This is a genomic window from Corynebacterium sp. HMSC073D01 (genome assembly GCF_001815555.1).
Lineage (GTDB): Bacteria > Actinomycetota > Actinomycetes > Mycobacteriales > Mycobacteriaceae > Corynebacterium > Corynebacterium glucuronolyticum.
The window spans coordinates 33,211-45,886 of sequence record NZ_KV821082.1 but is presented as its reverse complement, the minus strand read 5'-3'; the positions used below and the strand labels follow the sequence as shown (position 1 = coordinate 45,886).

The 12,676-nt window shown below is 62.8% G+C and carries 13 protein-coding genes; 3 read left to right on the top strand and 10 right to left on the bottom strand.

What is annotated here, in order from left to right; translation table 11 throughout:
- Positions 1 to 3 precede the first annotated feature (3 nt).
- Genes folE through dacB form a run of 5 tightly spaced genes read right to left on the bottom strand, consistent with a single transcriptional unit; the run spans position 4 to position 5,598 of the window.
- A complete protein-coding gene (gene folE, locus HMPREF3044_RS10720) occupies positions 4 to 573 on the bottom strand; it encodes a GTP cyclohydrolase I FolE (RefSeq protein ID WP_005388630.1) in 570 nt (189 codons plus the stop codon).
- The gene (gene ftsH / locus HMPREF3044_RS10715) at positions 573 to 2,903 is read right to left on the bottom strand and encodes an ATP-dependent zinc metalloprotease FtsH (protein WP_070741554.1); all 2,331 of its coding nucleotides are present in this window, start codon (positions 2,901 to 2,903) and stop codon (positions 573 to 575) included. The genes folE and ftsH overlap by 1 nt, the downstream gene beginning before the upstream one ends.
- A 4-nt stretch (positions 2,904 to 2,907) precedes the next feature.
- Positions 2,908 to 3,468 (bottom strand): hypoxanthine phosphoribosyltransferase, encoded by a 561-nt coding sequence (gene hpt, locus HMPREF3044_RS10710; protein WP_005393603.1) that lies wholly within the window; start codon positions 3,466 to 3,468, stop codon positions 2,908 to 2,910.
- Positions 3,465 to 4,352 (bottom strand): tRNA lysidine(34) synthetase TilS, encoded by an 888-nt coding sequence (tilS, locus tag HMPREF3044_RS10705; RefSeq protein ID WP_210400553.1) that lies wholly within the window; start codon positions 4,350 to 4,352, stop codon positions 3,465 to 3,467. The genes hpt and tilS overlap by 4 nt, the downstream gene beginning before the upstream one ends.
- A gap of 1 nt (position 4,353) precedes the next feature.
- On the bottom strand, positions 4,354 to 5,598 hold the full coding sequence (dacB, locus tag HMPREF3044_RS10700; RefSeq protein ID WP_070741548.1) for a D-alanyl-D-alanine carboxypeptidase/D-alanyl-D-alanine endopeptidase: 1,245 nt from the start codon (positions 5,596 to 5,598) through the stop codon (positions 4,354 to 4,356).
- A gap of 81 nt (positions 5,599 to 5,679) precedes the next feature.
- Here dacB and HMPREF3044_RS10695 point away from each other — a divergent pair, with 81 nt between their 5' ends.
- Positions 5,680 to 6,162 carry an inorganic diphosphatase gene (locus HMPREF3044_RS10695; RefSeq protein WP_005388617.1) on the top strand — a complete coding sequence of 161 codons (483 nt, stop codon included), beginning with the start codon at positions 5,680 to 5,682 and terminating at the stop codon, positions 6,160 to 6,162.
- A gap of 58 nt (positions 6,163 to 6,220) precedes the next feature.
- Positions 6,221 to 6,715, top strand: coding sequence for a MarR family winged helix-turn-helix transcriptional regulator (locus HMPREF3044_RS10690; protein ID WP_070741545.1), 495 nt, complete (start codon positions 6,221 to 6,223; stop codon positions 6,713 to 6,715).
- Here the strand turns inward: HMPREF3044_RS10690 and ppk2 are convergent.
- The 4 genes from ppk2 to groL all read right to left on the bottom strand — a co-directional run bounded on the left by ppk2 (position 6,712) and on the right by groL (position 10,243).
- Positions 6,712 to 7,608 (bottom strand): polyphosphate kinase 2, encoded by an 897-nt coding sequence (gene ppk2 / locus HMPREF3044_RS10685; RefSeq protein ID WP_005388615.1) that lies wholly within the window; start codon positions 7,606 to 7,608, stop codon positions 6,712 to 6,714. The genes HMPREF3044_RS10690 and ppk2 overlap by 4 nt on opposite strands.
- Before the next feature lie 125 nt (positions 7,609 to 7,733).
- Positions 7,734 to 7,919, bottom strand: coding sequence for a hypothetical protein (locus HMPREF3044_RS10680; protein ID WP_005388614.1), 186 nt, complete (start codon positions 7,917 to 7,919; stop codon positions 7,734 to 7,736).
- A 40-nt stretch (positions 7,920 to 7,959) separates the two neighbouring features.
- Complete coding sequence (locus HMPREF3044_RS10675; RefSeq protein ID WP_005388613.1) at positions 7,960 to 8,151, bottom strand: hypothetical protein; 192 nt, start codon at positions 8,149 to 8,151, stop codon at positions 7,960 to 7,962.
- 448 nt (positions 8,152 to 8,599) lie between these two features.
- A complete protein-coding gene (gene groL / locus HMPREF3044_RS10670) occupies positions 8,600 to 10,243 on the bottom strand; it encodes a chaperonin GroEL (protein WP_034988764.1) in 1,644 nt (547 codons plus the stop codon).
- Between the two features lie 181 nt (positions 10,244 to 10,424).
- On the opposite strand from groL, the gene HMPREF3044_RS10665 reads away from it, so the two are divergent.
- The gene (locus tag HMPREF3044_RS10665; protein WP_070741542.1) at positions 10,425 to 11,780 is read left to right on the top strand and encodes a M20/M25/M40 family metallo-hydrolase; all 1,356 of its coding nucleotides are present in this window, start codon (positions 10,425 to 10,427) and stop codon (positions 11,778 to 11,780) included.
- 148 nt (positions 11,781 to 11,928) lie between these two features.
- On the opposite strand, the gene HMPREF3044_RS10660 is transcribed toward HMPREF3044_RS10665, so the two are convergent.
- Complete coding sequence (locus HMPREF3044_RS10660) at positions 11,929 to 12,525, bottom strand: Ltp family lipoprotein (RefSeq protein WP_070741539.1); 597 nt, start codon at positions 12,523 to 12,525, stop codon at positions 11,929 to 11,931.
- Positions 12,526 to 12,676: the final 151 nt, after the last annotated feature.

Here is a 12,676-nt window from a genome sequence, read left to right as displayed (position 1 = left end):
GGTTTAACCCCTAATCAGCGTGAGGAATTCCGCGCGGGAGGCCGCTGAGGTCTTAAATCCTCCGCGCATCGCAGATGTTGTGGTCTTGGAGCCGGGCTTGCGGATGCCGCGCATGGTCATGCACATGTGCTCGCATTCGAGGACGACGGCGACGGCCTGCGTATCCAGGCGGTCGACGAGTGCGTCGGCGATCTGGGAGGTCAACCGTTCCTGTACCTGGGGACGGCGAGCATAGCCGTCGGCAAGCCTGGCGAGCTTTGACAACCCTGTGACGGAACCGTGACCACCAGGAATGTACCCGATGTGGGCGACGCCGTAGAACGGCAGGAGGTGGTGCTCGCACATGGAGTAGATGGGGATGTCGCGCACGATGACGAGCTCGGTGTGGTTTTCCGGGAACGTCTTTTCCAGGTGGTCGGCGGGGTTGATGTGCAGTCCGCCGGTGTTTTCCTCGAAGGCTTTGGCCACCCGCCGGGGCGTTTCTTTCAGTCCGGGGCGGTCGGGGTCCTCGCCGATGGCGATGAGGAGCTCCCGGACGGCTGCCTGTGCGCGCTCAAAATCGAAATCTGCCACTACTTTTCCTCTTCTTCTTCCTCCGGGAGGCGGAACCCAATCTGTTCCTCCCCCTCCGGGCCGGCCCCGTAGGACTGCCAGCCGGGGTGTTTGTGCGGGTCGGTGCGGTCGCCTTCGGGCACCTTCGGGCTTGTCGACGGCTTTGCGTGCCGGCTTATCGACTGTGTCGGCGCCTCCTCGTAGCCCGGTACAACCCAATCCTTCGGCGGCGGCGTGCCACCGTAGACGGGCGCCGGCGTGGAGTTTTCCCCGCGCGGGGTGATGGGGCCGGTGGTGTTTTCCTTCTCGGCGCGCTCTTTCTCGCGGCGGGCGCGGGCGGCGCGGGAGGCCTCGAGGAGGGAGAAGCGCTTTGGCGGTTCCTCGCCGCGCTCCTCGGCAAGCTCCACGGGGGTCTTCACCGGGTCGCGGCCGATCTGCTTGGCAAAGCGGTAGCTCTCGCCGGGGAACACGTCGCCGGAGGGGACGGTCTCGATGCCGTCGAAGATGGCCTCGAGGTCCGGGCGGCGCAGGGTTTCCTTTTCCAGCAGCTTGGACGCGAGCGTGTCGAGGTAGTCGCGGTTGCGCTCGAGGATGGAGTAGGCGGTCTCGTGGGCTTTGTCCAGGAGGTATTTCACCTGCTCGTCGATAATCGCTGCGACCTTGGGCGAGTAGTCGAGGGTGCTGTCCGAGCCACGGCCGACGAACGGATCTCCCTGCTCCTCGCCGTACTTGACGGGGCCGAGATCCGGCGACATGCCGTATTCGGTGACCATCGCGCGGGCAATCTTCGTCGCCTGCTCGATGTCGGCGGACGCGCCCGTCGTGGGGGTGCCGAAGACGAGTTCCTCGGCGGAGCGGCCCCCCATGGCGAACACGAGGTGGGCGAAGAGTTCGGCGCGGGTGTTCATGCCCTTGTCGTCCTCCTGCGAGAGGCGGGCGTGGCCACCGGTACGGCCGCGGGCGAGGATCGTCACCTTGTACACGGGCTCGAGGCCCTCCATGACCCACGCGGCGAGCGTGTGGCCACCCTCGTGATAGGCGGTCATCTTCTTCTCGTGTTCGGAGATGACCCGGGAGCTACGGCGCGGGCCGCCGACGACGCGGTCGGTGGCTTCTTCCAGGGCATCGGCGGTGATGACGTTGCCGCCGATGCGGGCGGTGAGCAGCGCCGCCTCGTTCAAAACGTTGGCCAGGTCCGCGCCGCTCATGCCGGCGGTGCGCTTGGCCAGGGACTTAATGTCCGCGTCGGGTGCGAACGGCTTGCCCTTGGCGTGCACCTCGAGGATCTTTTCGCGGCCCTTGAGGTCCGGGTTGACCACGGGGATCTGCCGGTCGAAGCGGCCGGGGCGCAGAAGCGCCGGATCGAGGATGTCGGGGCGGTTGGTGGCGGCGATGAGGATGACGCCCTCGCGGTCGCCGAAGCCGTCCATCTCCACGAGCAGCTGGTTGAGGGTTTGCTCGCGCTCGTCGTGGCCGCCACCCATGCCGGAGCCGCGCTGGCGGCCGACGGCGTCGATCTCGTCGATGAAGATGATGCAGGGACTGTTTTCGCGGGCCTGCTTGAACAGGTCGCGGACCCGGGAAGCGCCGACACCGACGAACATCTCCACGAAGTCGGAGCCGGAGATGGAGTAGAACGGCACGCCGGCCTCACCGGCGACGGCGCGCGCCATGAGCGTCTTGCCGGTGCCGGGCGGGCCGTAGAGGAGCACGCCGCGGGGGATCTTGGCGCCGAGTTTCTCGTAGATCGTCGGATCCTGCAGGAAGTCCTTGATTTCCTGCAGCTCATCAAGGGCGTCGTCGGCGCCGGCGACGTCGGCGAAGGAGTTCGTCGGCATGTCCTTGGTGAGTTCCTTGGCGCGGGAGCCACCGATGCCGAACATTCCGCCGCCGCCCTGCATCCGCGTGAAGAAGAAGATGAGCAGCCCGAACATGAGGAGCATGGGCAGGATCATCATCAGCATGGAGCCGAAGAAGCTGTCCTTGGTCACCTTCGTGTTGTACGAATCAACCTGAGCGGAACTGACGGCGTCGAAGACCTGGCCCGTGGCGCGGGCGGGGTACTGGGCGATGATTTCCTCAACGCCCTCTTGCTCTTTCACCGTGATGGGGTTTTTGAGCTTGAGGCGGAGCTGCTGCTCGCGGTCGTCGATACGCGCCTCGGAGACGTTGCCGTTGTGCAGCTCGGCCAAGGCGACGGAGGTGTCAACCTTGGCGAAGCCGCGGGTGTCGTCTGTCAGCACGGAAAAGCTGAACAGGGCGATGAGGATGATCGTGGCGATGGTCGCCCAGCGGATGATCTTCTTGTTCTTGTCGTCCGCGGGTGTGGTGTTCTTTGAAATATCTGGCACTGTGTTAGTTCTCGTACATCCGTGGGTGAAGTGTTCCTACGTAGGGCAGGTCGCGGTAGCGCTCGGCGAAGTCGAGGCCGTAACCGATGACGAATTCGTCGGGGATTTCGAAGCCGACGTCGAGTAGCTCAACCTTGGCTTTTTGGGCCTCGGGCTTGCGTAGGAGGGTGATGACGTTGAGGGAAGCGGGGTGGCGCGACTTGAGGTTGCGCACGAGCCAGGACAGGGTGAGACCGGAATCGATGATGTCTTCCACGATGAGCACGTGGCGGTTTTCGATCTCTCGGTCGAGGTCTTTGAGAATCCTGACCACGCCGGAGGAGGAGGTGGAGTTGCCGTAGCTGGAGACGGCCATGAACTCCATCTGGCTGGGGATGGACAGTTTGCGGGAGAAATCGGTGAGGAAGTACACCGCCCCCTTCAGGACGCACACGAGGATGAGATCGTCATCGATGTCTTTGTATTCCTGGCTGACCTTGTCCGCCATCTCCTGGATGCGCGTTTGCAGCTGCTCTTCGCTGAGCAGAACTTTTTGCACTTCGTCGCCGTATCGGGACTCACTCATGAGTTTTTCTCCTCTATCTTTATCGCATCGGATACACGCAATGCTACCAATCCTCCCCCGACATCCCGCGGCCCCTGCCCGTGCCACTCGGTCAGAAGCTTGTCGACGCCCTCGACGTGCGGTTTGCTCACCTTCGCACCCGCCGCCCGCAGGGCCCCGGCGATGATGTCCTGCCGGGTAGCCTCCGGCAGGTCCTTGGTGGCCAGCGGGACGGTGGTCGCCGTCATGCGGGTCGCCTCCGCCTGCGTCCGCCGCGCCGCCTGCGCCAGCGCCGGTACGGCATCGCCGCCGACGATGTCTCCGAGTAGTGGCAGCACCTCCCGGCGCACGCGCACGCGGGTGAAGGCGGGGTCTGCGTTCTGCGGGTCGTGCCACGGGGTGACACCGATCTCCGCGCACGTGGCGACGGTGTCCGTACGCCGGACGGCCAGTAATGGCCGGATGATGTGTGCGCCCTCCACCTCGGCGGTTTCTCTCATGCCGCACGTCATGCCGCGCAGGCCGGCGATGAGGAATGTTTCGGCGAGGTCGTCCATCGTGTGCGCGACGCACACGGGGCCACCCCATTCGGCGAACGCCCGGTAGCGGGCTTGTCGAGCAGCGGACTCTGTAGGCGGATCCACATTAATCGGAATAACGCGGGCCTCCGCGCCCCAGCTGCGGGCGATGCGGGCTGCCTCCTCGGACACCTCCCGGGAGCCGTCCTGCAGGCCGTGGTCGATGCACAGGGCGGTGACGTGGACGCCCTCGGCGATAAGGGCTGCGGTGAGGGCGAGCGAATCCGGGCCACCGGAAAGACCTACCGCCACCGAGGACGGTACACATCGCCTCACGGCGTTTCTTACCCGCACGAAATGGGGGCTGGGCTCTGGAAATCGGTGCATGTTATTTGCGCAGCGCCGAGGCGAGGGTGTCGAGGGATTCCCGGGCGGCGAGGATATCGGAGCCGTTGGACAGGAACGCGAACGTGTAGACGCTGCCGTCCTCACCGGTGACAGTGCCGGCGAGCCCCGAGGTGGCGTCGAGGGTGCCCGTCTTGGCGCGCACCCAGCCCTGGCCGTCCTTGCCGCCGAAGCGTTCGGCAAGCGTGCCGGAGCCGTAGGCCACAGGCAGGGAGCGCAGCACCGGGTGCAGCTTGTCGTCTGTCGCCGCGGTGTAGAGCGCAATGTCGATGGTGCGGGGTGCAATCCGATTGTCAGCGCTCAGCCCCGAGCAATCGTTGAGGTTCAGCCCATCGGTGGGAATCGACAGGGCGTGCAACTCGGCGATGACGGCGTCCACGGGGTTGGTGGCCCCCTTGGCCACGGCGAGTTCGCGGCCGATGGCCTCGGCCATGACGTTGTCGGAGTGGTCCATCATGGCGTTGAGGCGGTCGTCGAGGCGCGGGGACTCTACCGTACCGATCTTGGTGGCGGTGGGGGGAACCGTCGACAAGCCTGCGGGGGTGGCACCAGAGCGGGCGGCGACGCTGGCAAGGACATCCTGAGCCGGCGTGTGGGAGCGGGGAACATCGCCCGTCGTCGCGTCGATGCGCGCCTGATTGATCATGACCGGCTCGATGGGGGCGACGAAACCCGCGTCGATGTCGGCGGGGTCCCACGTGGGGGCGAAGGGCTCGAAACCGTCCCAGACGGACGTGTCCAGGACGACCCGCGGGGTGGTGACCATACCAGCCAACCGGTCCAGGGAGGCGTCGGAAAGCCACACATCCCCACCGGCCTTGATATAGCTCGTATCACCGTCCGCGTACACCTCCGTCACCAGACGGTGACCGGCGGGCAGCGCGTGGACCGCGGCGGTGGCGGTGAGCACCTTCGTGATCGACGCCGGACGACCCGGAACATCGGCATTCTTCTCCCACAGCGTCTCCCCCGTCTGCACATCCGTGACGATGCCGAAGAACTCCCCCAGCGCCGGATCCTGCGACAGCGCCTCCAGCTCTAGGGCCTGCGCCGGATCAACCGGACCATCCCGGTGAGCGGGCACCGCCAGCGGCGTCGCCGACGGCGGCTGCATCCCCGGAGTTACCGTGGTCGCGCGGGCAGCGGACAAAACGGCGACCGCGACGATCGCCGCAATAACGGCGAGAACCGCCACGATGGCACCAATGAAAAGACCTTTTCTTCGCACCCCACACACTGTAGCGGGTGACCAATTCGAGGACAGACTAGGATGGGAGCGGAGTAAAACGTTTTGACAGAAAGGACTCACATGAGCTTCGAAGTGACCATCGAGATCCCCGCCGGCTCCCGCAACAAGTACGAGATCGACCACGAGACCGGCAAGGTCTACCTCGACCGTTACCTGTTCACCCCCATGGCCTACCCGCAGGACTACGGCTTCATCGAGGGCACCCTCGGCGAAGACGGCGACCCGCTCGACGCCCTCGTCATCCTGCCTGAGTCCGTATTCCCCGGCGTCATCGTCCCCGCGCGCCCGCTCGGCGTGTTCAAGATGACCGACGAGGCCGGCGGCGACGACAAGCTGCTCTGCGTTGTCGACGACGTCCGCTACGAGAACTACAAGGACATCGACGACGTCCCGCAGCACGTCAAGGACGAGATCGAGCACTTCTTCGTCCACTACAAGGACCTCGAGCCGAACAAGGAAGTTTCCGGCTCCGGCTGGGCCGGCAAGGACGAGGCCGAGCGCATCTACCAGGAGGCCATCGAGCGCCTCAAGAACGAGGGCTAAACGCGTAGCCCCGCGCCGCCACCCGGACGTGTTCCGGGTGGCGGATTTTTTGGCCGTGATGAGGGCAAAGTGGCCCGCAGACCAGGCCCCAAGACCTACACTTGGCACTATGAGCGAGATCCCCAGCCTCCTGACACAGTCCCCGCTTTTTCAGCTGGAGAAGCTCCGCAAAACGACCCGCGACGCGGTCGATGCCGCCCTTGTGCCCACGGACGTCACGCTCCGGGAGTATTGGGTGCTCACGTGTCTTGCACCCGCGCCCACCGCGCAGCAGGCGGAGATTTCTGCGGCGCTTGGCATCGACCCCTCCGACGTGGTGCGGATCCTGGACAAGCTGGTGCGCAAAGGGCTGGTGACGCGGGACCGGGCGGCGGAGGATCGGCGCCGACAAGTGGTGGCGCTCACCAAGGCGGGGCGGAAGCTGCACAAGAAGCTCGCCAGCGCGGTGACGGAGGCAGAGAAAACGGCCCTGGACGACTCCTCCAAGAAGCAGCTGAAGCAGCTGCGGAAGATGTCCAAGGCCGTGCTTGCACCGGCCGACGAGAAGAACTAGTCGCCGATCTGATCGCGGCCGCGCTTGACCAGCAGCGGGTCGGGCTCGCCGACGATCTCGTGATCCTTGTTTGTGTACTCGAACTTGCTCAAGATGTAGCGCATCGCGTTGAGGCGGGCGCGCTTCTTGTCATTCGACTTGATGGTGATCCACGGGGACTCATCTGTGTCCGTGTAACGGAACTGTTCCTCCTTCGCCCGCGTGTAATCGTTCCACTTATCCAGGGAGGCGAGGTCCATCGGGGACAGCTTCCAGCGGCGCACGGGGTCCACCTGGCGGATGGCGAAGCGGGTGCGCTGCTCCTTCTGGGTGACAGAGAACCAGAACTTCGTCAGCGAAATGCCGGAACCCAGGATCATGTTCTCCAGCATCGGCACCTCGCGCAGGAACTCGGCGTGCTGGGATTCCGTGCAGAAGCCCATGACGCGCTCCACGCCGGAGCGGTTGTACCACGAGCGGTCAAAGAACACGATCTCCCCTGCCGACGGGAAGTGCTCGATGTAGCGCTGGAAGTACCAGGAGGTGGACTCGCGCGGCGACGGCTTTTCCAGTGCCACGATGCGGGCACCGCGGGGGTTGAGGTGCTCGTTGAAGCGCTTGATGGTGCCGCCCTTGCCGGCGGCGTCGCGCCCCTCGAAAAGAATGATGTGGCGCTGGCCCGTTGCTTTGGTCCAGTTCTGCCATTTCAGGAGCTCGATTTGTAGGGCTCGTTTAATGTGCTCGTACTCCGGGCGTTTCATCTGCTCGTCGTACGGGTAGTTTTCGCGCCACGTGTCTACGCGTTCTCCATTGGGCTTGACCAGTACCGGATCGTCCTCGTCGCTGTCATCGACGTGGTATCCGTGCAGTTTAGCTAGGTCAAGTACGGGGATTTCCTCATTATCGTCGGCCATACGCACAATAATAGTCAGTTACTAGCCGGCACGCCGGGTGAAATTGAACGCGAAAAATCCCCCGCCTAATCGGCGGGGGATTAGTCGATTAACGCTATTGCGTTGTTGGCCTGAAAAGGCTCAGCTTATGCAAGACCGATGAGGGTCTTGATGCCCTTGGCAACCTCAGCGAGGTTGTCGAGGAGGCTGAAGAGCCAGCCGAAGCCGTCCTGGCTGTTGGAGAGGTTGCCCCAGTTGTTCACTGCGGTCTCGTAGCCCTCGTCAACCTTGAACTTATCTGCATCTGCAGCGTAGTAAGCAATGTTTTCCATGAAAAACTCCTAGTTTAAAAGATCCGGTTAGGGGGTTGTCTTACTTCTTGGGCTTGGTCTCAGTCGGAGCCTCGGGCAACGGCTTGAGGAGCTTATCGAAATCGAAGAAGTCCGGGTCATCAATGTGGTTGAAGGCCTGGAAGAACTTCGGCAGGTTGGTGAAGATCTTGGTGATGCCCTCAACGAGATCGATGAAGAAGCTCAGCGCATCCTTGATTGCAGACAGATCCATAATTTCTCCTTGGGTTGGCCAGCCCCAAGGGGCTGGGATTACAAGTTCATAACGTCTCTCGACCGTCGTTGATTTAATTTAGGCGGTAACGGCCCTACCGTCAAGCGTTTATTGCAAACTTTTCCACCAAATTTGCTACGTTTAGTCAGCGTCCACAAAGGCGTAACTTTGCATTCATTTTTGTGACTTTTCACAATACTTCAAGCTAGACGGGTTTTTAGCGGATCGACTACCTGAAAACGCGGTGAGAATTTTCAAAAAATCTGCCGTTTGTGTAACGCATACGGCATCAAAAAGCGATAAGGCGCGTTCAAACCAGAAAATTTTTCGCACACTCCCCCGCGCGGGGGTAACCAGCGGTTTCTACATCGTCGACGCAAACAACAACGGGCACCTCTGACGAGGTGCCCGTGATGTGTTACCGCTTACGCGTCAGCGTGAGGGAGGCTTAGAAGCCGCCCATGCCGCCCATCTCGTCGGCGCCGGGGGCTGCGGGAGCCTTGGGCTCCGGCTTATCGGCGACGACAGCCTCAGTGGTGAGGAAGAGGGCCGCAATGGAGGCTGCGTTCTGCAGAGCAGAGCGGGTGACCTTCACCGGGTCGTTGACGCCGGCAGCCATGAGATCCTCGTACTCGCCGGTAGCGGCGTTGAGGCCCTGGCCTGCGGGGAGGTCTGCAACCTTGGCAGCGACCACGCCGGGCTCGTAGCCAGCGTTGGCAGCGATCTGCTTCAGCGGGGCGGACAGTGCCTCGCGGACGATGGCAACACCGGTGCCCTCGTCACCCTCGAGACCGAGGTTATCCTCGAGCACCTCGGCGGCCTGCAGGAGTGCGACGCCACCGCCGGAGACGATACCCTCTTCCGCAGCGGCCTTGGCGTTGCGGACGGCATCCTCAATGCGGTGCTTGCGCTCCTTCAGCTCGACCTCGGTGGCTGCGCCGACCTTGAGGACAGCGACACCACCGGCAAGCTTAGCCAGGCGCTCCTGGAGCTTCTCGCGGTCGTAGTCGGAATCGGAGTTGTCGATCTCAGCGCGGATCTGCTGCTCGCGGCCCTTGATCTGGTCTGCGGAGCCCGCACCATCGACGATGGTGGTGTCGTCCTTGGTCACAACGACCTTGCGGGCGGAGCCGAGGTGCTCGATGCCGGCGGTCTCGAGGGAGAGGCCGACCTCCTCGGAGATGACCTGGCCGCCGGTGAGGATGGCCATATCCTGCAGCTGTGCCTTGCGGCGATCGCCGAAGCCCGGAGCCTTGACAGCGACGGACTTGAAGGTGCCACGAAGCTTATTCACAACGAGAGTGGACAGGGCCTCGCCCTCGACGTCCTCGGCGATAATGAGCAGAGGCTTGCCGGACTGCATGACCTTCTCCAGAAGCGGGAGGAGATCTTTGACGTTGGAGATCTTGGAGCCAACGAGAAGGATGTAGGGATCCTCAAGGACAGCCTCCAGGCGCTCCATGTCGGTGGCGAAGTAGCCGGAGATGTAGCCCTTATCAAAGCGGAGGCCCTCGGTGACCTCGAGCTCAACGCCGAAGGTGTTGGACTCCTCGACGGTGATAACGGAGTCCTTGTTCAGCTCTCCGCCGCCCACGGCGTACATCGCCTCGGCGATCTTCTCGCCGATGGCCGGATCAGCAGCAGAAATGCCAGCGGTTGCGGCGATTTCTTCCTTGGTGTCAATCTCCTTGGCGGTGGACAGGAGCTTCTCGGTGACCTTCTTTACTGCAGCCTCGATGCCGCGCTTAATGCTCATCGGATTGGAACCAGCGGCAACGTTGCGCAGACCCTCGCGGACGAGCGCCTGGGCGAGAACGGTTGCGGTGGTCGTGCCGTCACCCGCGACGTCGTCGGTCTTCTTGGCTACCTCTTTAACGAGCTCCGCGCCGATCTTCTCGTACGGATCCTCGAGATCGATGTCGCGGGCAATGGTGACACCGTCGTTGGTAATGGTCGGGGCGCCCCAGGACTTCTCCAGGACGACGTTGCGACCCTTGGGTCCAAGGGTGACCTTGACAGCGTCGGCGAGGGTATTCAGACCCCGCTCAAGACCGCGGCGTGCTTCTTCATCAAAGGCAATCATCTTAGCCATAGTGGAAGTGATACTCCTTATTATTTGTCGTGCTGTGTAGGTGCCCGCGACGGCGATGGACATCAAGCCCACCTACACTTCGTTCATTTAGCACTCTCAAACTGGAAGTGCTAAAAACCATTTTTAGCACTCAACCCCCGAGAGTGCAAGACAGTGGCCGCTCACCTGGGCGAGGGCTACCATGATGGTTATGACATTGAAATTGGACGGAAAGACGGTGCGCGAAGCCGTCGACAAGCAAAAAGACAGTATCTTTAGTACCCTCAGTGAGCTCGTGGCCTTCAATTCCCCGCGTGGCGAGGCCGGCAACCGCGAGGCTGCGCTGTGGGTAAAGGAAGCGTTTGAAAAGTTCGGTATCGAGATGGAGGCCCACGAGACCTCCGACGGCACGCTTGCGCTTGTTGGCACCCGCGCCGGCGAGGCCGACGCACCCGAGGTCCTCCTTTACTCCCACTACGACGTGGTGCCCGCGGGCGACCCGGAGAAGTGGGATTCCGACCCGTTCACCCTCACCAAGCGCGACGGGCGCTGGTACGGCCGTGGCGCCGCAGACTGCAAGGGCAATATTGCCACGCACCTCGCGGTACTTGAGGCCATCGAAAAGCTGGGAGGAACACGAGCCAACCTGCGCATTGTCATCGAGGGATCTGAGGAGGTCGGCGGCGAAGGCCTCGACTCCCTCATTGAATCCAACCCCGAGCTGTTCAAGGCGGATGTCATCTGCATCGTGGATGCCGGCAACGCCAAGGCGGGCGTGCCCACCATCACATCCAGCCTGCGCGGCGGCGGCCAGATGGACATCACCATCACAACCATGGCCTCCCCCGCCCACTCCGGTGAGTTCGGCGGCCCTGCACCGGATGCCACCTTCGCCCTCATCCGCACCCTTGACTCGCTGCGCGACGAGGACGGCTTCGTCGTCATCGACGGCCTGGACAACACCGTCAGGTGGGAGGGCCAGCAGTACTCGGCGGAGGACTTCGCCAAGGACGCCGGCGTTCTCGAGGGCGTAGATATTATTGCCGGCGATAAGGGCACGCCCTCCGACCAGCTGTGGTCCCGCGTCGCCGTCACCGTCACTGGCTTTAGCTCCACCCCGGTGGAGGAGGCCGTCAACGCGGTGCCCAACATTGCCCGCGCCCGCGTCAACTTCCGCGTGCCGGAGAAGATGGACGCCCACGAGGTGGCCGAAAAGCTCAAGGCACACGTGGAAAACCATGTGCCGTTCAACGCCCAGTGTGAGATCGAGCTGTCCGAGGTCTCCCAACCATTTTCCGCCAAGCTCGACGGCCCTGCCATTCAGCTGCTGGAGGAGGCGCTTTCCGCCGCCTACGACGGTGCCGAGGTAGTCAAGGTGGGCATGGGTGGCTCCATCCCGCTGACCACGAAGCTGCAGGGACTCTACCCCGACTCCGAGATTGCCCTGTACGGCGTGGAGGAGCCCGCCGCCAACATCCACTCCCCCAACGAGTCCGTCGACCCGGAGGAGATTTACGCCATCGCCGTGGCTGAGGCGCTGCTCCTGCTGTCAATCTAGCGCGCGTACCCGCCGTGTACCCGCGTTCGCGCGTTCTCCCGAACGCGTTATAAACGAGACAATGCCCGGAACCACGTGGTTCCGGGCATTGCGCTTTGGGCGCGCTATGTAAGTGTTGGTTAGGACATTCTGCCGAACGGCCGAACCTTTAGAGGTTGTCCACTGCGTACTGGGCCTCTTCTGCAGTGAACTTCTCGCCGTATTCGCTCACGAGCTGGTCGTAAATCGCAGACGGGGACATAGCCATGGATTCCTCGTAATTGCGGGCAGATTCCAACGCGTTCTTCTTGTAGTCGGCCTTCAGGTTGTCGACGGCGTACTGCGCGGCTTCGGGCGAGAACTGGTCGCCATATTCACTTGTCAGCTGGTCATAGATGCCCTGCTTGGACATGTGCATCATGTCTGAGTACGACTTGGCGCTGCGGAGGGCGTTCTTGTACTCCTTGGGCACATCGGCCTCTTTTTCCTTTTCCTCGGCGGCCGGTGCTTCCGAGGTTTCCTTTGCGAGTGCCGCCTCGGAGCTTGGTGCGTCGAGGGCTTCCTGCGCCTGCGTGCTCGTCACTGTGGAGGTGACGGGGGTATCGGCCTGATCTTTGTCACTATCACTGTTTCCGCCGCTACCGGCGATTCCGATGATGACGACGGCGGCGATGAGCCATACCCACCATTTCTTGTACCAAGGCTTCTTCGGTGCTTCCACGGGCTGGGCCGGGTTTTCTGCGTTGGCAGGCCATTGATTGGTCATGTTCACTTTTCCTTTTTCCTACTCGCATCTAGATGAGCGAAGCGTCTCTAGATGAGCGAAGCGTCTCTAGATGAACCGCGTGGTCCCCGGCGGGGTGCCGGGGAAGAGACCCCGCTGCTGTTCATGACACAAAAGTACAAAGCGGCGGGCA

Bases quoted from the DNA above. Each gene is read 5' to 3' on its own strand.
- hpt (WP_005393603.1), bottom strand. From the start codon at position 3,468: ATGAGTGAGTCCCGATACGGCGACGAAGTGCAAAAAGTTCTGCTCAGC.
- tilS (WP_210400553.1), bottom strand. From the start codon at position 4,352: ATGCACCGATTTCCAGAGCCCAGCCCCCATTTCGTGCGGGTAAGAAAC.
- HMPREF3044_RS10695 (WP_005388617.1), top strand. From the start codon at position 5,680: ATGAGCTTCGAAGTGACCATCGAGATCCCCGCCGGCTCCCGCAACAAG.
- HMPREF3044_RS10690 (WP_070741545.1), top strand. From the start codon at position 6,221: ATGAGGGCAAAGTGGCCCGCAGACCAGGCCCCAAGACCTACACTTGGC.
- ppk2 (WP_005388615.1), bottom strand. From the start codon at position 7,608: ATGGCCGACGATAATGAGGAAATCCCCGTACTTGACCTAGCTAAACTG.
- HMPREF3044_RS10680 (WP_005388614.1), bottom strand. From the start codon at position 7,919: ATGGAAAACATTGCTTACTACGCTGCAGATGCAGATAAGTTCAAGGTT.
- HMPREF3044_RS10675 (WP_005388613.1), bottom strand. From the start codon at position 8,151: ATGGATCTGTCTGCAATCAAGGATGCGCTGAGCTTCTTCATCGATCTC.
- groL (WP_034988764.1), bottom strand. From the start codon at position 10,243: ATGGCTAAGATGATTGCCTTTGATGAAGAAGCACGCCGCGGTCTTGAG.
- HMPREF3044_RS10665 (WP_070741542.1), top strand. From the start codon at position 10,425: ATGATGGTTATGACATTGAAATTGGACGGAAAGACGGTGCGCGAAGCC.
- HMPREF3044_RS10660 (WP_070741539.1), bottom strand. From the start codon at position 12,525: ATGACCAATCAATGGCCTGCCAACGCAGAAAACCCGGCCCAGCCCGTG.